Source organism: Nocardioides sp. (assembly GCF_029937575.1).
Lineage (GTDB): Bacteria > Actinomycetota > Actinomycetes > Propionibacteriales > Nocardioidaceae > Nocardioides.
Genome location: NZ_JAPYPS010000075.1, coordinates 1 through 18,597 on the forward strand (window position 1 = coordinate 1; position 18,597 = coordinate 18,597).

Consider the following 18,597-nt stretch of genomic DNA (forward strand, 5'->3'; position numbering starts at 1 on the left):
AGCCGACCTACCGGGTCCCGCAGTCAAGGACACCGAAGGTGCCGCGAAGCGGGCGCCGCAGGCGATCCTTGACGGCGGGAGCAGGTCGGCTACGCGCGCGGCCCCACCACCGACACCACAGCGACCGACCCCGAGCAACAGATCACGACGGCCGCCGCAGGTCGAACCGCTCCCCCACCTCGAAGTACGCCGAGGGCCCGCCGCCGCGCATCACCGGACGCGCCAGGGCGGTGTCGTAGACGCCGTCGACCAGGAACGCCTCGTCGATGTGCACGCCGACGACCTCGCCGAAGGTCATCCAGGCGTCCACCTCGCCGCCGTCCCTGTCCTGCAGTCGGACGACCTGCGTCACGACGCACTCGAAGCTGACCGGCGATGCAGCCACGCGGGGAGGCCGCACGACCACCGACTCAGTCGGCTCGAGGCCGGCACGCTCCCACTCGTCGACGCTGTCCATGGTCGAGGTCTGGTTCATCGCCTCGGCCAGGTCGCGGGTGACGAGGTTCCACACGAACTCACCGGTCGCCTCCAGGTTGGTGACCGAGTCCTTGTGCCCGACGCTGGAGAACCCCACCAGCGGCGGCGTGTAGTTGAACGCGTTGAAGAAGCTGTACGGCGCCAGGTTGCGGCTGCCGTCGGCCCCCAGGCTGCTGATCCATCCGATCGGGCGCGGTCCGACGATCGCGTTGAACGGGTCGTGCGGCAGACCGTGACCCTCGGCGGGGCGGTAGAAGTGCGTCACACGCTCCATCGTGGCAGGCGGGCCCGGGGCCATGCCGCTTCGGTCGTCGCACAGGCCGGCCGACATCGTCGGAGAGCTTGGCCGACGTTCCGTGCGCTTGGACGCTGTCCCGACATCGTCCAAGCGCCCCCTTCACCGGCCAGCCGGTGAATGCTCGCCGGCGAGAGCGGTGGATCCGGGTCAGTCGACGACCCGGAGGGAGTCGAGGATCCGTACGGCGGTCTCGTGGTCGGGGGCGTCGACATAGGCGACCAGATCGCCCACGAGCGCGTCCCCGGCGGAGGCCTCCGGGGTCGAGAAGCCCTGCGACTCCACGCCGTACGTCTCGGCGTCGAAGAACGTGAGCGCCGAGGCGTCCTCGCACGGGTCGCTGTCGGGTGGGCCGAAGCGCGGGTAGCCGATCCGGCACTGGTCGGTGTCGAGCCGAACCCAGTCGGGCGGCACCTGGAAGCTCACCGCGTTGCCGCGCGCGTCGGGGTCGCTGCCGTCGTAGGTGAAGGACTGCCAGCCGTCGGTCGTCGTGGTCGTCGTAGTCGAGCGGACGGTCGAGGCGACTACGTCGGCGAGGGCCTGAGTGGGAGCGGTGATGGTCAGATTGGTTGCGGCTCCCAGCGTCACCTCTGCCGCCCACCTCCCGGAGCCCCTGCGGCGCGCTGGCGTGGAGGCAACCGTCTTGCTGGCGACGCCCTCGACACCGGTGAAGGTCGTCTCGACCGAGCCGTCGTCCGGGGCCTCCATGGAAAAGCCTGCTCCTAGATCCCGCGTACGCCAGGTCGCGCTCGGCGCCGACTCCCCCGGCGCCCGCACCGAGGCCAGAATGCGACGGATCGTCTGGTAGTCGGCGCCGTCGGCGGAGACGACGTACCTCCCGGAGACAACCAGCCCCGTCGACGACTCGCCGTCCTCCACCAGCGCCGGGCCCGCGTAGTCGAGCGTGGCCTCGAGGTAGACCCGCACCGCGGGCCCGCCATCACAGCCGAGGTCGGGGTCGCCGTACCGGACAGATCCGACCGAGCAGCCCCGCCCGGCGAGCTGCTCCCACCCGGCCGGCACGTCGATCAGCACCGTGCTGTCGCCGCTCTCGTTGACCGGGTCGCCCTCGTAGGTGACGGTCTGCCACCCGTCTAGGTCCTCGTCGCGGTCCTGGACGGTGGCGGAGCCGGCGATCAGCTCGGCCAGCGCCGGGGTCGGAGCGACGACGACGATCCGCTTGTCTCCCACCGTCGCCGCAGCACGCCAGTGGGTCGGGTCGATCTCCTCGGCCTCGGCGTACTCGTCGCGGGTCCGGCGAGGCTCGATGCGCTCGCCGTACCCGTCGGCTGCGTCCAACGGGAGCGCCGGACGCGACACGCCGTCCGAGCCGACGACGTAGATCTCACCGGAGAGGTCCGGGATCTCCTGCCCCTCCAGCCGCGCCGAGCCCAGCACCCGCACCGCCACCTGGTAGTCGTCGCTCGAGACGCTGACGTCCACGCCGCCGAGACCGACATGACCGATCCACGCGGCCGAGACCGGGTAGTCGTAGTCGGAGGCGGGCCGCAGCCCCGGCCCGAAGGCGTAGTCGAGGGCGCCGGCGTCCGAGACGACGCTGACGACGTCGGTCTCCGAGCAGGACTCCGACGGAGCTCCGAAGTCGTAGAAGCCACACACGTCGTCGGAATCCGGTAGATCGACCCAGTCGTCGGGGACGTCGAGGAGGACGGTCACCTCCGACGTGTCCTGCCCGAAGACCTCACGCTGGACGGTGACCGTCCGCCAGCCGACACCCGCGGTCGCGGCGGTGTCGCCAGGCTCGTCGCCGAGTTGCGACACCACCGCGAGCGGTACCACGACCGCGACGACCGCCGCTGCGGCAAGCACCGACAGCCTTCGCCGCCGACGTGCGCTCGCCAGACCGCGAGCGCCCGCAGTCAACCCGGCTGCTCCAGGAGCGTGCTCCGCGCCCTCGGACAGCGCCCGACCCAGTCGGTCCTCGAAGTCACTCATCGCCCCGCTCCTCCCCTAGCTCCACTCGCAACGCCGCCAGCCCGCGCGAGACCCGCGAGCGCACCGACCCCTCTCGCACCCCGGTCAGCTCGGCGATCTCGGCGTACTCCAGCTGTTCGTAGTAGCGCAGCACCACGGCCGTGCGCTGCGCCTCGGGCAGCGCCCGGCAGGCGTCCCAGATGCGGCAGCGCTCGTCGTGCTCGATCCGTACGCCGTCAGTCCCATCACCAGCCGCGGCGGGCGTGTCCGCGTCGTACACCTGCTCGACCGGTGTCTCGCGACGCCGCCACCGGCGCCACCGTGACGTGTGGGCGTTGACGACCATCCGGCGGACGTAGGCGTCGACGTCCGCCATGCCGGCGATCCGCGACCACCGCGGCAGCGCCCGCGACAAGGCGTCCTGCACGACGTCCTCGGCGTCGGCGGCGCCGCCGGTCAGGGTGTAGGCGAGGCGGAGCAGTGCGGGTCCACGTGCGGCGACCCACTCGTCGAAGTCAGGCACGCTCACGCGCTGCTCCGTCCGCTCGGTGCCACCGTCCACCACTGTCTCCATGCATCTTCAACGCTCGGAGGCGGATTCGTGTTGCGACCGCGCCGGTCCCGGTCACATCAGCCCCAGGAGTGACACTCGCCGGGGCCTTCCTGACGTTGCAGGGTGTTGCAACCCCCTGCAACGTCAGGAATCCCCGGTCAACCGGGGATTCCTGCACCCACCACCCGGGTGTGGCGCGGATTGTGCGCCGCGCCCAGGCTGGATTGGACCTCCCCTGCTGGTCGGCGACACCTACTGGCGAGTTAGATGGGAGCCAGACCCCGTACCAACCCGTGAGTGACCGCCGAGGAGGCACCGCATGCAGCTCCAGCTGTCGGCCGAGGACGAGAAGTTCCGCGACGAGATGCGCACGTTCTTCACCACCGAGGTCTCCGAGGAGATCCGCACCACCGTGGCCGAGGGGCGTGAGCTCACCAAGGAGCAGATCGTCGAGAGCCAGCAGACCCTCAACAAGGCCGGCCTGGCGGTGCCGCACTGGCCCGAGGAGTACGGCGGCCGAGGCTGGTCGGACCTGCAGCGCCACATCTGGAACGAGGAGATGCAGGCGGCGTGCGTGCCGATCCCGCTGGCCTTCAACGCCAGCATGATCGGCCCCGTGCTCGCGCAGTTCGGCAGCAAGGAGCAGAAGGACGAGTTCCTCCCCAAGACCGCCAACCTCGACATCTGGTGGAGCCAAGGCTTCTCGGAGCCCGATGCCGGCTCCGACCTGGCGAGCCTGCGCACCACCGCGGTCAAGGACGGCGACGACTACATCGTCAACGGCCAGAAGACCTGGACCACACTGGGCCAGTACGGCGACTGGATCTTCACCCTGGTCCGCACCGACCCGGAGGTGAAGAAGCAGGCCGGCATCTCGATGCTGCTGATCGACATGAGGTCCGAGGGCCTGGAGGTCCGCCCGATCGAGCTCATCGACGGCGGTCACGAGGTCAACGAGGTCTGGTTCACCGACGTGCGCGTGCCGGCCGCCAACCTGGTCGGCGAGGAGAACAGCGGCTGGACCCAGGCGAAGTTCCTGCTCGGCAACGAGCGCGTGGGTGTCGCCCCGGTCGGGTCGACCAAGCGCGTGCTCGCCCGGGCCAAGGAGCTCGGCGCCGAGCTGGTCAAGGACGACCCGCTGCTGCGGGCGCGCATCATCGAGCTCGAGAACGAGCTGCTCGCCCTGGAGCTGACCGCGCTGCGCGTCGTCGCCCACTCCGAGGGCGGCGAGCCCCACCCGGCCTCCAGCGTGCTCAAGCTCAAGGGCACCGAGCTGCAGCAGGCCGTCAGCGAGCTGGTCGTCGACCTCGGCGGACCCGACACCCTCGCGTCGGGCGAGGAGGGCGACACCGAGTCCTGGTACCGCCGCTCCACCCCGACGTACCTCAACCTCCGCAAGGCCTCGATCTACGGCGGGTCCAACGAGGTCCAGCGCCAGATCATCAGCCGCACGATCCTCGGCCTCTGAGTTAGGAGCGACAGACCATGGACTTCACCTATGACGACGAGCAGGACGCGCTGCGCGACGCCGTACGCGGCCTGATCGGCAAGGCGTACGGCGACTACGAGAAGCGCCGCCAGACCACCAAGGAGGACCCGGGCTTCGACGAGAAGGTGTGGACCCAGCTGGCCGAGATGGGCCTGCTCGGACTCCCCTTCAGCGAGGAGGACGGCGGCGTCGGCGCCGGCCCCGTCGAGATCGGCATCGTGTGCCAGGAGCTCGGGCGGGTCATCGCGCCCGAGCCCTACCTCTCCTCGGTCGTGCTCGCCGGCGGCCTCGTCTCCGCGGTCGGCACGCCCGAGCAGCGCCAGGAGATCCTGGGCGCGCTGTCGGGCGGCGAGAGCGTGCTGGCCTTCGCCCACGCCGAGCCGGGCGCCCGCTGGTCCGACTCCGCGAGTGCCGTCACCGCGAGCCAGGACGGCGACTCCTGGACCGTCAGCGGCACCAAGGACCCGGTCCTGCACGGCGCCCGCGCCGACGTCCACGTCGTCAGCGCCGCCCTGCCCGACGGCGGCACCGGGCTGTTCCTCGTCCAGGGAGCCGATGCGCAGGCCGAGGGCTTCTCGACGTACGACGGCGGGCGCGCCGCCCGCGTGACCTTCGACGCCACCGCGGCGACGCCGCTGGGCACCGCGGGTGCCGACGTGACCGCGAGCATCGCCATCGTCCACGACATCACCCGGATCATGGCGGCCAACCAGTCGCTCGGGGCGATGGAGACGCTGCTCGCGCAGACGACCGACTACCTCAAGAGCCGCAAGCAGTTCGGCGTCACGCTCAACACCTTTCAGGCGCTCACCTTCCGCGCGGCCGACATGTACACCTCGCAGGAGCTGACCCACAGCCTCGTCGACTGGGCCACCATGGTCGTCGCCGCGGGCAAGCCCGAGGAGGTCGCGGACGCGGCCGCCCGGGTCGGGCTGCAGGTCAGCCGCGGCGGCCGTCACGTCGGCCAGGAGGCGATCCAGCTGCACGGCGGGATCGGGATGACCGCCGAGTACAGCGTGGGCATGTACACCGCCCACCTCACCGTGCTCGACCACCTGCTCGGCGACGCCGGACGGCACCTCAAGGTGCTCGACGCGACGCTGGACGAGCACGGCGTCATCGACCCGCTCGACCGGAGCTGAGGCCCGGTGTCGCTGAAGGGTCTGCACGGCAAGGTCGCGATCGTCACCGGTGCCAGCCGCGGCATCGGGCTCGGCATCGCCGAGCGTCTGGTCGCCGAGGGGTGCAAGGTCGTGATCACGGCCCGCAGGCCCGAGGCGCTGGCCGAGGCCGTGGAGGCGCTGGGCGGTCACGACCACGCCCTCGGCATCCCCGGCAACGCCGGTGACGCCGAGCACCGCGCCGACGTGGTCGCCGCGGCCATCGAGGCGTTCGGCAGCGTCGACCTGCTGGTCAACAGCACCGGCATCAACCCGGCCTTCGGTCCGCTGATGGAGCTCGACCTCGACGCGGCTCGCAAGATCATGGACGTCAACGTGGTCGCCGCGCTCGGCTTCACCCAGGAGGCCTTCAAGGGCTGGATGAAGGAGCACGGCGGCTCGGTCGTCAACATCTCCTCGCTCTCCGGCGTCCGCCCGGCGCCGTACATCTCCATGTACGGCGCCAGCAAGGCCGCGCTGATCAGCCTGACCGAGACGCTGGCCGAGGAGCTCGGCCCGCGGATCCGCGTCAACGCGGTCGCACCTGCCGTGGTGAAGACGAAGTTCGCCGAGGCGCTCTACGTCGGACGCGAGGAGGAGGCCGCCGCCGGCTACCCCCTCAAGCGGCTCGGCGAGCCCGACGACATCGGCAGCATGGTCGCCTTCCTGCTCTCCGAGGAGTCCTCGTGGGTCACCGGGCAGACGATCGTCGCCGACGGTGGCGTGAGCCTGACGGGCGGCGTCTGATGGGGCACGCCAAGCTCGACGGCAAGGGCGCTGTCGTCACCGGCGCCGGCGGCGGGATCGGTCGCGCGCTGGCCGAGCGGCTGGTCGCCGAGGGTGCGCAGGTCGTGGTCAACGACCTGAACGCCGAGGCGGTGGAGGCGACCGCTGCCGAGATCGGGGCGTACGCCGTACCCGGAGACTGCTCGTCGGCCGACGGCGTGCGCGACCTGGTCGCCGCCGCGACCGAGCACCTCGACGGCATCGGCGTCTCCCTGGACGTCTACTGCGCCAACGCGGGCATCGACCGCACCCAGCCCGACAGCCTGCAGGCCTCCGACGAGGACTGGGCGGTGATGCTGGAGACCAACGTGATGAGCCACGTGCGGGCCGCCCGGGTCCTGGCCCCGATGTGGGCCGAGCGTGCCGAGTCCGGGGGTGAGGGAGGGCGTTTCGTCGTCACCGCCAGCGCGGCCGGGCTCCTCACGATGATCGGCGCGGCTCCCTACTCGGTCACCAAGCACGCCGCGGTCGGGTTCGCCGAGTGGCTCTCGATCACCTACGGCGGCCGTGGAGTCGCCGTACAGGCGATCTGCCCGCAGGGCGTACAGACGGCCATGCTCGAGCAGGCCGGCCCCCTCAAGGACCTGCTCTCCCACGACGAGGCCCTCACCCCCGCCCAGGTCGCCGAGACGTGGGTCGCCTCCCTGGACGAGGACAGGTTCCTGGTCCTCCCGCACCCGGAGGTCAAGGACTACTACGCCGCCCGCGCGGCCGACACCGACCGGTGGCTGAGCGGCATGCGCCGGCTGCAGTCGAAGGTCGACGCCCTGTGAGCGACCTCCCCGGACTCGACCTGGCCGCCTTCCACCGGTGGTACGACGCGCAGCGACCGGGCGACCTCGGCGCCGACCTCACCGGCGCGCTGATCGCCGGAGGCAAGTCCAACCTGACCTACCGCGTGAGCGACGGCACCACCGAGCGCATCGTGCGACGGCCGCCGCTCGGACACGTCCAGGCCACGGCCCACGACATGGGCCGGGAGTACACCGCCATGTCGGCGCTGGCCGGCACCGACGTACCGGTCCCACAGACCTACGCGCACTGCGCCGACGACGCCGTCCTCGGCTCTCCGTTCTACGTGATGGAGAAGGTCGACGGGCTCGCCTACCGCACCGCCGACGAGCTCGCCGCCCTCGGCGCCGAGACCACCTCTGAGCTCGCCGGCGCCATGGTCGACGTCCTGGCCCGGCTCCACGCGGTCGACCCGCAGGCCGTCGGCCTCGGCGAGTTCGGGCGACCGGCCGGCTTCCTGGAGCGGCAGGTACGGCGCTGGGCGCGCCAGCTGGAGGGCTCGGCCACCCGACCGCTGCCCGACGCGGAGACGCTGCTGACCCGACTCGCGTCGAGCGTGCCGGCCGACGACGCCGACCGCGACGCGACGACCTCCTCGATCGTGCACGGCGACTACCGCCTCGACAACCTGCTCAGCGTCGCCGGGGACGTCGGCACCTCGGCGGGCCCGGTGAAGGCCGTCGTCGACTGGGAGATGGCCACCATCGGCGACCCGCTCACCGACGTGGCGCTCCTGCTCGTCTACGACAAGCTCGGCACCCTCGTCGGCGGCAGCGCCGTCGCCGACGCCTCGTCGGCCCCCGGCTACCCCGACGAGCGCGCCCAGCTCGAGCGCTACGTCGCCGCCCGCGGCCGTGACCTGCCCGACCTGTCCTTCCACCTCGGGCTGGCCTACCTGAAGATCGCGGTCATCCTCGAGGGGATCCACCACCGCTTCGTCGCCGGTCAGACCGTCGGCGAGGGCTTCGACCAGATCGGCCTGGCCGTCGAGCCGCTGCTGGCAGCCGGGCTCGACGCCACGTCCGCCAGCTCGACGACCTCGATGAAGGAGTAGTCATGGACCTGTCGCTCAACGACGAGCAGGAGGCCTTCCGCAGGCTGGCCCGCGAGTTCCTCGACAAGGAGGCCGTCCCGCACCGCACCCAGTGGGACCGCGACGAGGCCGTCGACCTGGACATCGTGCCCAAGATGGCCGACATCGGTTTCTTCGGCCTCACCATCCCCGAGGAGTACGGCGGTCTCGGTGGCGACTACGTGACCTACGCCCTGGCGATGGAGGAGCTCGGCCGCGCCGACTCCGCCCTGCGCGGGATCGTCTCGGTCAGCAGCGGACTGGTCGGCAAGTCGATCCTCTTCTTCGGGACCGAGGAGCAGAAGCAGGAGTGGCTCCCGGCGCTCGCCGTCGCGAGCAAGCTCGGTTGCTTCGGCCTGACCGAGCCCGGCACCGGCTCGGATGCCGGCAACCTGACCTCGACGGCGAAGCAGGACGGCGACGACTGGATCCTCAACGGTCAGAAGCTCTTCATCACCAACGGCACCTGGGCCGACGTCGCCCTGGTCTTCGCCCGCACTAGCGACGACGGACCGCGCGGCGTGACGGCGTTCCTGGTGCCCACCGACACCCCGGGCTTCGAGGCCCGCGAGATCAAGGGCAAGCTCGGTCTCCGTGGCCAGGCCACGGCCGAGCTGTTCCTCTCCGACGTGCGCGTGCCGGCGTCGGCCGTGCTCGGCGGGCCGGAGGGCGTCGGCAAGGGCTTCAAGACCGCGATGAGCACCCTCGACAAGGGTCGGCTCGCCGTGGGCGCCGGCTGCGTCGGCATCGTGCAGGGCTGCCTGGAGACCTCCGTCGAGTACGCCACGAGTCGCACCCAGTTCGGCCGGCCGATCGCCGGCTTCCAGCTGGTCCAGGACATGATCGCCGACATCTCCCTCGACGCCGACGCCGCCCGGCTGCTCGTGTGGCGCTGCGCCGACCTGATCGACCGGGGCGAGCCGTTCGGCACCGCGGCGTCCAAGGCCAAGCTCTACGCCTCCGAGGCCGCCGTACGCGCCGCCAACAACGCGATCCAGATCCACGGCGGCTCCGGGTACGTCGACGAGTACCCGGCAGCCAAGTACCTCCGCGACGCTCGTGTGATGACGCTCTACGAGGGCACCAGCCAGATCCAGAAGCTCCTCATCGGGCGCGCCGAGACGGGCATCAACGCGTTCGTGTGACGGGACCGGACGGCCGCTACGGCGTCAGGCCCCGTGGCCGGACTGGGCCGAGAGCGCCAGCGACAGCAACAGCTTGTCGCGCGGGTCCGACAGGGTGCGTCCCGTCAGGGTCTCGATCTGCTTGAGCCGGTAGATCACGGTGTTGCGGTGGCAGAACAGGTCCGCTGCCGCATGCGTCGGTGAGCCGTCGTGGCGCAGCAGCGCCTCGAGGGTCTCGAGAAGGGTGGAGCGCTGCGCGTCCGGCTGGGAGAGCAGCGGCCCGATCGTCTGCGCGATCAGCACGGACGTCACCTGTGGACTGCCGATCATCAGCACCTCGGGGAGCCGGTCCGCGACCGAGACCGCTCGACGCTCGTTGCGAGCCAGCGTCTCGGCTGCCCGGTTGGCCAGCAGGAACGCAGTGGCGAAGCCCGGCAGCCCACCGATCGCACGCGCCACCCCCATCCGCGCTGGTGTGTGGGGCCCGAGCAGGGCGCACAGCCCGGCCTCGTCCGGGAGGTCACCGAACAGCAGCCCGAAGTAGACGCCGGAGCGGATGTGCCAGCGAGCACCGATGCCCAGCCGCTCCAGACGGTCCTCCAGGGAGCCGAGCTCGTCGGCCGCATCGACCTCCTGCAGCAGCACGACGCACGCGAGGTCGTCGCCGGCTCCGATGTCGAGCGCGGCGCGCGCCTCCTCGACGTACGCCGGGTCTCCCCCGCGACCCTCGAGGAGCGCGTCCAGCGTGGCCTGCTGCCGCTGCAGGTCCTGACGCTGGAGGCGGGCGCCCTCGCGGCGGTAGGAGTCGATGAGCACGGCGTTCTGGACGTCCAGGTTGGACCACACCGTGCTCGCGGCCGACAGCAGGACGCGCTCGTCGATGCCGGCCCCGTTGTCGGTCTCCGCACGGGCCACCAGGGACTCCCAGAGCACTCGGGCGCCCGTCGTGTAGGCGTGCAGGACGTGCTCGAGCGGCACCCCCTGCCTGGCCCGGCGCCGCCCGGTCTCGCGCCACAGCTCGGTGGCGTTGACCGGGCTGTGCGTCGAGCCGGGAGTCGTGTCGGAGAGGACCTCCAGGCCCCGCCGGATGTGCTGGCGGCAGCTCGCCCGGACGTCGGCGCGCAGCTCGGGGCCGACGTGGTCGTAGAGGTCGATGTTCTTCTCGAACAGCGTCAGCGTGATCGAGTCCGCGATCGAGTCCGACGTGTCGAGCAGCAGGCCCCAGGCTCGGGCCACCGCCCGGGCAAGCTCGGCGTCCACCCCAACCCTGTCGACGACCCGCTCTGCGCTCATGACCACCTCACGTGACTGCCGCCGATCGGCGGGATGTGCTGACGACCTCGTACCGAACCCGGGATTGGGCCTGGTGACGCTTGCGCGCAGCCCTGACTGTGCAGGGTGCACTTGGAGCGCCTCGCACTACCAGCACAATTCACTCCGCTGGAGCGCGTGACTCCAGTCACAATAGCCAAGATAAATTGGGCGCAGCGCCCCATGCGGCCACTAGTCGGTGCGCACCAGAGTGGGGTCGGTCACATCGCCCAGTAGCAGCGCAGGAGGTCACGTTGAGCTCGATCGAGCCGAGCAGTTCGTCCACGACCGACGTCGCGGAGATCGACCTGCGCGACATCACGGTCCGCTTCGGGGGACTGACGGCCCTCGACAGCGTCGGTCTGCGCGTGGCACCGCGTCGGGTCCACGGCGTGATCGGGCCCAACGGCGCCGGCAAGACGACGCTCTTCAACGTCGCGTGCGGTTTCGTCCAGCCCAGCTCCGGGAGCATCCACCTGCGTGGGGCCGCCCGCGCACGGCTGCGTCCCCACGAGCTGGCCGGGCTCGGGATCGCGCGCACGCTGCAGGGACTGGGCCTCTTCGACCATCTCACCGTGCTGCAGAACGTCGTCGTCGGCGCCGACCGCCACGCTCGTAGCGGCTTCCTCCGTGCCCTCTTCGGCTCGCCCGGGAGCTCACGTGACGAGCGGGCGCTGCGCGACCGCGCGATGAGCACCCTCAGTGACCTGGGCGTTGCCGAGTACGCCGGCCGCTACCCCGGCAGCCTGCCCTACCCGGTGCGCAAGCGCGTCGCACTGGCCCGTGCGTTGGTCTCCGAGCCCGACCTGCTGCTCCTCGACGAACCGGCCAGCGGCCTGTCCTCGGACGAGATCGACGAGCTCGGCCAGCTGATCCGCAGCCTCAGCGAGAGCATGGGCGTGCTCCTGGTCGAGCACCACATGGACCTCGTGATGAAGGTCTGCGACGAGATCACGGTGCTCGACTTCGGCAAGGTCATCGCCCACGGGACCCCCGACGAGGTGCGTTCGGACCCGGCCGTCCTCGACGCCTACCTGGGCGAGAGCTCGGAGGAGACGTCCTGATGCTGACCATCACCGAGCTGACCGCGGGCTACGGCCCGATCACCGCCCTGCGCGGCGTCACCCTCACCGCCGAGCAGGGGCGCATCACCGCCGTCCTGGGCGCCAACGGTGCCGGCAAGACCACCCTGCTGCGCACCATCTCCGGTCTGCACCGCTCGACGAGCGGCAGCGTCACCCTCGACGGCTCGACGGTCACCCGGGTCCCGGCCGAGAAGATGCCCGCGCTCGGGATGTCCCACGTGCCGGAGGGCCGCGGGGTCATCACCGAGCTCACCGTCGAGGAGAACCTACGCCTCGGGGGGCTCGCCCGGGGTCGGGTCAAGGCCGACGACCTGACTCGCATCTACAGCCTGTTCCCGCCCCTCGACGAGCGCCGCCACGTGGCGGCCGCGACGTTGTCCGGCGGCGAGCGGCAGATGCTCGTGATCGGTCGCGCACTGATGGCGCGGCCCACGCTGCTCCTGCTGGACGAGCCTTCGCTGGGACTGGCGCCGAGGATCGTGACGCAGATCTTCGAGCTGCTCAAGGGGCTCGTCGACAACGAGGGCCTCACCGTCCTGCTCGTCGAGCAGAACGCGCGCAGCGCCCTCTCGGTCGCCGACCACGGCATCGTGCTCAACCTGGGTCAGGTCGTCGCCGACGACTCTGCCGCCACGTTGGCTGCCGACGACCAGCTCCGACACGCCTACCTGGGCTTCTGACGCCGCCCTTCAGCCCTTCGCCACAGCGACCTCGAAAGGAGGACCACCGTGCTGCAGTTCACCAACACCGCCCTGGCCGGGCTCGTGCTGGGCATGATCTTCGCCGCCTTCGCGCTGGCGCTGGTCCTGATCTGGCGCTCCACGCGCATCCTCAACTTCGCCCAGGCCCCGATGGCGGTGCTCACCACCTACATCGCGCTGGTCATGATCGAGGACGGCCGGCCCTACTGGCTCGCGTTCGTCGTGGCGCTGCTGGCCGGTCTCGTCCTCGGTGCCGTGCTCGAGCGGGTGGTGATCCGTCCGGTGGAGGGCAAGCCGGACATCAACGCCGTCATCCTGACCCTCGGCCTGTTCATCGTCTTCAAGTCCGGCGCCGAGGTGATCTTCGGGACCAAGCTCCGCACCTACCCGCCGACCTTCGGGATCCGGGGCATCGAGATCGGTGACACCACGATCGGCATCACCACCTCGGACTTCTTCACCATCGGTGCCGTCATCGCCACGCTGGTGCTGCTGGTCGCGCTCTTCCGCTTCACCGACCTGGGTCTGAAGATGCGCGCGGCGGCCAACAACCAGGAGGTCGCCGGCCTGCTGGGCGTCAAGGTCGGCGCGATGCTGACCCTGGGCTGGGCGCTGGCCGCCGTGGTCGGCTCCCTGTCCGGCCTCCTCATCGCCGCCGGCGGGCTGGTCCAGCCCTCCTACATGGACTCCATCGTCGTGTTCGGCTTCATCGCCGCCGTGATCGGCGGGCTCGAGAGCCCGGCCGGCGCCGTGGTGGGCGGGCTCCTGCTCGGCTTCTCGCTCAGCTTCGTCAGCGGCTACCTCAGCGCCCAGCTCGTCGCCCTGGTCGCCCTCGGCATCTTGATGACGGTGCTGACGCTGCGGCCCGGCGGACTGTTCACCGCGACCCAGGGAAGGCGGGTCTGATGTCCGAGACGACGACCACGACCCCGAGCACCGACGGGGCCACGCGCGGCCAGCAGCTGTCGGCCCTGTGGCAGGACTACCCGTTGATCCGTCACCTCGTCACCGCCGCGATCGGCCTTGCCGTGGTGATCGTCGTGCTGACCGCCGTCGACGACTTCCAGGCCACCAAGCTGACCGAGATGGCCTACATCGCCATCGCCGCCGGGGGCCTGACGCTGCTGACCGGTCTCAACGGACAGATCTCCCTCGGCCATGGTGCCCTGATGGCCTTCGGCGCCTACACGACTGCGCTGCTGTACGACGACCGCGAGGTCGGCACGCCCCTGGTCGTCGTGGTGCTGGCCTCGGTCCTGGTGACGGTGCTCGTCGGCATCCTCATCGGCATCGCAGCCGCCCGGCTCCACGGCCCCTACCTCGCGGGAGCGACGCTCACGCTCGCGATCGCCGTACCCGAGATCGGCAAGTACTTCGACCAACTCGGCGGCGACCAGGGCCTGCGCCTGTTCGTGCCCGAGATCCCCCAGTGGGCCACCGACATCGCCTACTACCTCACCGGATCCGACCCGAGCCGGAGCAAGTACGTCGCGTTCCTCGCCTGGGTGACCCTGATCGTGGTCTTCATCCTGCTCGCCAACCTGGCCAGCAGCCGGATCGGACGGCGCTGGGCGGCGGTGCGCGACGACGAGGTCGCCGCCGAGCTCGCCGGCATCGACCTCACCCGGGCGCGGGTCTCGGCCTTCGTGGTCAGTGCCGCCGCCGCCGGGGCGGCAGGTGCGATGTTCGCGCTGGCCCAGCGCACCGTCGGCCCCCTGGGCTTCAGTCTCAACCTCAGTCTCACGCTGCTGGCCATCGTGGTCCTCGGCGGCCTGGGCAGCCTCACCGGTGCCATCCTGCTCTCCGGGGTGCTGGTCTTCCTGCCCCAGATCGTGATGGACCTGGGCTCCGGCGCCGACCTCGACGCCACCCGCGCCTCGCAGATGGCCACGCTCACCTTCGGGCTCGTCATGGTGCTGGTGATCCTGCTGGCCCCGCGCGGGCTGATGGGCGGGGTCCGGGCACTCGGCCTGCGCCTCCGCGCGGCTCGCGCCGGACGACGTACCCCGCCGGCGACCGGGGGGTCCTCGTCCTCTGGCGCGGCACCCTCCCCCACCACAGACCCAGCCTCCCCGTCGTCGACAGCGGAGACTGCGGAGCCCGATGACGGCTCCACCCCCATCACCACCAAGAAGGGAACATCATGAAGCGACACATCTGGGGCTCCACGGCCCCCGTCGCCGGCATCCTGGCCGCGACCCTCGTGCTCGCCGGTTGTGGCTCCGGGGGCCGCGACGACGGCGACGGCGACGACGGCGGCTCGGGCGACGGCGAGGTGGCCGGTGACACCACCGGCGTCACCGACGACAGCGTCACGATCGGTGGGCACTACCCGCTCACGGGCGTGGCAGCTCCTGGGTACAGCGAGATCCCCGTGGGCGCCCAGGCCTACTACGACTTCGTCAACGACGCCGGCGGGGTCAACGGTCGCACGATCGACTTCATCGTCAAGGACGACGGCTACGACCCGTCCAAGACGACAGCGGTCACCGACGACCTGGTCCTGCGCGACGAGATCTTCGCGATGGTCGGCGGCCTCGGCACGCCCACCCACCGCACCGTCGTCGACGACCTCAACGCCGAGGGCGTCCCCGACCTCTTCGTCTCCTCCGGCTCCCTGCAGTGGGGTGACGACGTCGAGAACCGCCCGACGACGTTCGGCTGGCAGCCCGATTACGAGATCGAGGGCAAGATCATCGGCCAGTACATCGCCGACGAGATGCCCGACGCCAAGGTCGGCCTGTTCCTGCAGGACGACGACTTCGGCGAGGACGGCGAGAAGGGCGTGCGCCAGTTCCTCGACAAGCAGATCGTCAGCGTGCAGAAGTACACCTCGGGCAACACCGAGATCGGTCCGCAGATCGCGGCCCTGCAGGCCGACGGGGCCGACCTCGTCATCGGCTTCACCACCCCGGCCTACACCGCGCTGACCCAGCTCAACGGCCTCGGCCTCGGCTACACGCCGCAGTGGTTCTACAGCAACGTGGGCTCCGACCCGTCGCTGGTCGGTGGCCTGCTGGCCAACTTCTCCGAGGGCAGCGTCGACGGCGCCGGTGCTCTCGACGGAGTGCTGACGACCGAGTACATCCCGACCAACGCCGAGACGGACAGCGAGTGGACTCAGCTGTGGAACGAGGTGTGGGCGGCCAACGGTGGCGACGGCCCGCTGACCAACTTCCACATCTACGGCATGTCGCAGGCCTACACGTTCGTCCAGTCGCTCGTCGCCGCCGGCGAGGACCTGACGCGTGAGGGCATCATCGCGGCGCTCGAGGAGCAGGGCGGCGACTTCGCCGGCCCCAACCTGGCGCCGTACCGCTTCTCGGCCGACTCCCACCTCGGGGTCTCCGGCATGCGGATCGCCGAGATCAAGGGGGTCGCCTCGACCCCGCTGACGCCGGTGCTCGTCACCGACATCGGCGACGCCGAGATCACCGAGGACACCTCCGACCAGGCCGACGACGGCCCGGCCGAGGGCGGCATCCCGCAGTAGTCCTCACCAGCAGCACCACAGCAGCACCGTGGGGGCGTCGCCCGGCCGTCAGGTCGCGCGGCGCCCCCACTGCTCGACCAGTCCGCGGAGCCGGCGCGACTCCTGGGGTCCGATGCCGTGCGTCGCGAAGGTCCTCACCACGATCGGGTCCTTGCAGGCCAGCAGCGCCAGCAGGACGTGCCCCGACGTCGTACGTCGTTGCCGCATGGCTCCGCAGACACCCAGCGAGCGGACCAGCACGTCGCGGGCCGCCTGCGTCAGGTGCCGCCCGCCCCACTGCGGCGGCGTGCCGTCGGCAGGGTTAAGCGCCGCCAGCAGCATCGTCACGTCGACACCGACGGTCTCGATCTCCTCGACCTCGATCGTGTCGGCTGCGTCCAGCCAGTGGTGCGCGAGCGTCACCTGCACCTGCGCCGGGTCGACGTCGATCGCGCTGAGCACGTCGGTGGCCACGCGGTCCTCCAGCACGGCGCGCAGCACGTGGTGGGGGTGGACGTCGTACCGATCGGCCATGGTGGCGACGCTACGTCGCGCCGTGCTCGAGATCCACGACCGCCCGACGGGCCTCCAGGACGCGGAAGCCCTTCGCGCCGCCGACCCGCTCAGTTGGCCAGCCCTGCTCCCCCAGCCAGCGCTGCAGCGAGTCGGCGCCGAGGTTCTTGCCGACCACCATCACCGCGCGACCGCCCGGGGCGAGGCGCGGCAGCCACTGCAGCAGCAGGGCGTGCAACGCGGGCTTGCCGATCCGGATCGGTGGGTTGGACCAGATCTCGTCGTACGTCGCGTCGTCGGGCACCTGGGCCGGGGTCGCGGCCGTGTAGCGGTCGGAGACTCCGATGGCCGCGGCGTTCTCGCCGGCAAGGAGTAGCGCACGCTCGTTGACGTCGACGCCCGTGACGAAGGCCTCGGGCACGGCGGCGGCGACGGCCAGCCCGATGACGCCGTACCCGCATCCCAGGTCGAGGACGCGTCGGGCCGTGGTGGGCGGGTCGGTCTCGCGGAAGAGGATCGCGGTCCCGATGTCGAGCCTGCCCTGGGCGAAGACGCCGGAGCCGCTGGTGAGCGACAGGTCGTGGCCCCACACCTCGGCACGCACGGGGGCGCGCTTGAACGGCACGGAAGGGTCGGCGGAGAAGTAGTGCTCGGTCTCGTCGGCGGGTGTCTCGGCCGAGCCGGTCTCGTTCGAGCTCGTGTCGTCAGCCACGCTTGGCCCTTGTCTTCTCGGCGCGGGCGAGGAGGTCCTCGTCCGCGGGGTAGGCGACTTCCTCGAGAGTCAGGCCGCGCGCCTGGGCGACGATCACCGAGGGGTCGCGTCGGTGCGCGTGCAGGATCTCACCCGCCCACGAGACCGGTCGTCGACCCTCCCCGATGGAGATGAGGCACCCCACGAGCGAGCGCACCATCGAGTGGCAGAACGCGTCGGCCCGCACGGTGGCCGTGGCGAGCCCGTCCGCGTGGCGAGCCCAGGTGAGGTCCAGCAGGGTGCGGATCGTGGTGGCGCCCTCGCGCTGCTTGCAGAACGACGCGAAGTCGTGCTGCCCGACCAGCAGCGCGGACGCCTCGGACATCGCGTCGAGGTCCAGCTCGCGCGGCCAGGTGAGCACGTGGTCGCGACGCAGTGGGTCGACGAACTCGGGGCGGTCGGCCACCCGGTAGGCGTAGCGCCGCCACAGGGCGCTGAAGCGGGCGTCGAAGCCCGGCGGCGCGACGGCGACCCGCCGTACTCGGACCTGCGGAGTCAGGATGCCGTTGAGGCGCCGCGGCAGCCGCTCCAGGTCACGAGGAGCCACGTCGTCGAGCAGGTCGGTGTGGACGACCTGGCCCCGCGCATGGACCCCGGCGTCGGTACGGCCGGCGCACACCACGTCCACCCGAGGCAGCCGCAGGGCGGTGGCCAGTGCGGCGCTCAGGTCCTCCTGGACCGTGCGGTAGCCCGGCTGGGTCGCCCACCCGTGGAAGTCGGTCCCGTCGTAGGCGAGGTCGATCCGCAGGCGCACGGCACCACCCTATTGCGCGGCTCACTGCTCTCGAGTCGGGGCCGATCCCGTGATCGTGTTGCTCCGGGCATTGAGGGCAGAATCTTGAGTTCGAGAGAATCCTGTCCACAGATTATTCGAACACCCTTCCGGTTGTCGGCGGCATCGTCTAGAATGGTGCCATGCCCGAGACCACCACTCCGACCGACATCGCCGCGGTCCGCGACGCCCGCACCGCGGTCGCCGCGGCCGAGGTCGTCGAGCTGCAGTCGGTGGTCGCCTGGGCCGCAGCACACCGGGTCGTGCTCGACGACGGCACCGGCGTCGTGACCGAGCAGACCTTCGGCG

Annotated in this window: 18 protein-coding genes; 11 read left to right on the forward strand and 7 right to left on the reverse strand. The window is 71.0% G+C overall.

Annotated elements, in window-relative coordinates; genetic code table 11:
* Positions 1-142: 142 nt before the first annotated feature.
* The 3 genes from Q1K33_RS18060 to Q1K33_RS18070 form a co-directional block, all read right to left on the reverse strand.
* Positions 143-742 (reverse strand): flavin reductase family protein, encoded by a 600-nt coding sequence (locus Q1K33_RS18060; RefSeq protein WP_300406136.1) that lies wholly within the window; start codon positions 740-742, stop codon positions 143-145.
* A gap of 180 nt (positions 743-922) precedes the next feature.
* Entirely contained in the window at positions 923-2,728 is a 1,806-nt protein-coding gene (locus Q1K33_RS18065) for a hypothetical protein (RefSeq protein WP_300406137.1), read from the reverse strand.
* Complete coding sequence (locus tag Q1K33_RS18070) at positions 2,721-3,281, reverse strand: SigE family RNA polymerase sigma factor (protein WP_300406138.1); 561 nt, start codon at positions 3,279-3,281, stop codon at positions 2,721-2,723. The genes Q1K33_RS18065 and Q1K33_RS18070 overlap by 8 nt, the downstream gene beginning before the upstream one ends.
* Before the next feature lie 298 nt (positions 3,282-3,579).
* Between Q1K33_RS18070 and Q1K33_RS18075 the strand changes: the two genes are divergently transcribed.
* The 6 genes from Q1K33_RS18075 to Q1K33_RS18100 are packed head-to-tail and all read left to right on the forward strand — an operon-like array spanning position 3,580 to position 9,704.
* Entirely contained in the window at positions 3,580-4,728 is a 1,149-nt protein-coding gene (locus Q1K33_RS18075; protein ID WP_300406139.1) for an acyl-CoA dehydrogenase family protein, read from the forward strand.
* A 17-nt stretch (positions 4,729-4,745) separates the two neighbouring features.
* Positions 4,746-5,891, forward strand: a complete 1,146-nt coding sequence (locus Q1K33_RS18080) for an acyl-CoA dehydrogenase family protein (protein ID WP_300406140.1) — start codon at positions 4,746-4,748, stop codon at positions 5,889-5,891.
* 6 nt (positions 5,892-5,897) lie between these two features.
* Entirely contained in the window at positions 5,898-6,656 is a 759-nt protein-coding gene (locus tag Q1K33_RS18085) for an SDR family oxidoreductase (protein ID WP_363319751.1), read from the forward strand.
* On the forward strand, positions 6,656-7,468 hold the full coding sequence (locus Q1K33_RS18090) for an SDR family oxidoreductase (protein WP_300406141.1): 813 nt from the start codon (positions 6,656-6,658) through the stop codon (positions 7,466-7,468). Before Q1K33_RS18085 ends, Q1K33_RS18090 begins: the two co-directional genes overlap by 1 nt.
* Positions 7,465-8,541, forward strand: coding sequence for a phosphotransferase family protein (locus Q1K33_RS18095; protein WP_300406142.1), 1,077 nt, complete (start codon positions 7,465-7,467; stop codon positions 8,539-8,541). Before Q1K33_RS18090 ends, Q1K33_RS18095 begins: the two co-directional genes overlap by 4 nt.
* 2 nt (positions 8,542-8,543) lie before the next feature.
* Entirely contained in the window at positions 8,544-9,704 is a 1,161-nt protein-coding gene (locus Q1K33_RS18100; RefSeq protein WP_300406143.1) for an acyl-CoA dehydrogenase family protein, read from the forward strand.
* A gap of 24 nt (positions 9,705-9,728) precedes the next feature.
* On the opposite strand, the gene Q1K33_RS18105 is transcribed toward Q1K33_RS18100, so the two are convergent.
* Positions 9,729-10,976, reverse strand: coding sequence for a helix-turn-helix domain-containing protein (locus tag Q1K33_RS18105; RefSeq protein WP_300406144.1), 1,248 nt, complete (start codon positions 10,974-10,976; stop codon positions 9,729-9,731).
* Positions 10,977-11,248: 272 nt separating this feature from the next.
* Between Q1K33_RS18105 and Q1K33_RS18110 the strand changes: the two genes are divergently transcribed.
* Genes Q1K33_RS18110 through Q1K33_RS18130 form a run of 5 tightly spaced genes read left to right on the forward strand, consistent with a single transcriptional unit; the run spans position 11,249 to position 16,273 of the window.
* Positions 11,249-12,058 carry an ABC transporter ATP-binding protein gene (locus tag Q1K33_RS18110; protein ID WP_300406145.1) on the forward strand — a complete coding sequence of 270 codons (810 nt, stop codon included), beginning with the start codon at positions 11,249-11,251 and terminating at the stop codon, positions 12,056-12,058.
* On the forward strand, positions 12,058-12,759 hold the full coding sequence (locus tag Q1K33_RS18115) for an ABC transporter ATP-binding protein (protein WP_300406146.1): 702 nt from the start codon (positions 12,058-12,060) through the stop codon (positions 12,757-12,759). Before Q1K33_RS18110 ends, Q1K33_RS18115 begins: the two co-directional genes overlap by 1 nt.
* A 48-nt stretch (positions 12,760-12,807) precedes the next feature.
* Entirely contained in the window at positions 12,808-13,686 is an 879-nt protein-coding gene (locus Q1K33_RS18120) for a branched-chain amino acid ABC transporter permease (RefSeq protein WP_300406147.1), read from the forward strand.
* Positions 13,686-14,927, forward strand: a complete 1,242-nt coding sequence (locus Q1K33_RS18125; RefSeq protein ID WP_300406148.1) for a branched-chain amino acid ABC transporter permease — start codon at positions 13,686-13,688, stop codon at positions 14,925-14,927. Before Q1K33_RS18120 ends, Q1K33_RS18125 begins: the two co-directional genes overlap by 1 nt.
* A complete protein-coding gene (locus tag Q1K33_RS18130; protein ID WP_300406149.1) occupies positions 14,924-16,273 on the forward strand; it encodes an ABC transporter substrate-binding protein in 1,350 nt (449 codons plus the stop codon). The genes Q1K33_RS18125 and Q1K33_RS18130 overlap by 4 nt, the downstream gene beginning before the upstream one ends.
* A gap of 48 nt (positions 16,274-16,321) precedes the next feature.
* On the opposite strand, the gene Q1K33_RS18135 is transcribed toward Q1K33_RS18130, so the two are convergent.
* From Q1K33_RS18135 to truA, 3 genes are read right to left on the reverse strand one after another with little or no spacing between them, the layout of a single operon-like run.
* A complete protein-coding gene (locus Q1K33_RS18135) occupies positions 16,322-16,786 on the reverse strand; it encodes a Clp protease N-terminal domain-containing protein (RefSeq protein WP_300406150.1) in 465 nt (154 codons plus the stop codon).
* A gap of 10 nt (positions 16,787-16,796) precedes the next feature.
* Positions 16,797-17,477: a methyltransferase gene (locus tag Q1K33_RS18140; RefSeq protein ID WP_300406151.1), complete on the reverse strand. Its 681-nt coding sequence runs from the start codon at positions 17,475-17,477 to the stop codon at positions 16,797-16,799.
* Positions 17,470-18,270, reverse strand: coding sequence for a tRNA pseudouridine(38-40) synthase TruA (truA, locus tag Q1K33_RS18145; RefSeq protein ID WP_300406152.1), 801 nt, complete (start codon positions 18,268-18,270; stop codon positions 17,470-17,472). The genes Q1K33_RS18140 and truA overlap by 8 nt, the downstream gene beginning before the upstream one ends.
* Positions 18,271-18,597: the final 327 nt, after the last annotated feature.